Source organism: Vibrio sp. 2134-1, from assembly GCF_033339495.1.
In genome coordinates this window covers 1-505 of sequence record NZ_JAWOUS010001012.1, presented here as the reverse complement: position 1 = coordinate 505, position 505 = coordinate 1, and the positions used below count along the sequence as shown (strand labels likewise).

Here is a 505-nt window from a genome sequence, read left to right as displayed (position 1 = left end):
TCTCAAAGGTACGCTTCACGCCACCACCAGCGACATACAAACCTTTCAGAACACCTAAATAGACCGAATCGTGCGAGCCCACATATTTGGGCGTAAATTTGATGCCTTTCTGTTCTAGTTCAGATTGCGTGATGATGGAAGCCGCAAACGCGCGCGGAGCCGGAAAAGCAATCGTCTCTTCTTGCAGATCATCAAGAGTAACTGACTGCCCTTTTCTCGCTACAATAATCCCTGTAATACGCTTGTTCTTCGCTCTTGCTAACGCCGTATAACCCGGAGTTTGATTCACCAACGTAAAGTGATAAGGATTCATGTACGCGATGTCATATTCTCCAGCCATTAAACGGGCTTCAAAAGTAGGAATATCACGCGCAGTAGCAAATTTGATTTCAACTCCGGCAAGCTCGCCCCAACGTTGCAGTAAGGGTTGCCATTGTTGAACTAATTTGGTGGCCGATTGTTGTGGCACCACACCAAAAACAATGGAAGGTTGAGCAACGACAGA

Annotated in this window: 1 protein-coding gene; it reads right to left on the bottom strand. The window is 46.7% G+C overall.

All coding sequences use genetic code 11. The annotated features are described in order from the left end of the window. Positions 1 to 505, bottom strand: a 505-nt coding sequence (locus R7R78_RS29765) for a phosphate/phosphite/phosphonate ABC transporter substrate-binding protein (RefSeq protein ID WP_225475048.1), incomplete at both ends; no start/stop codon positions are given.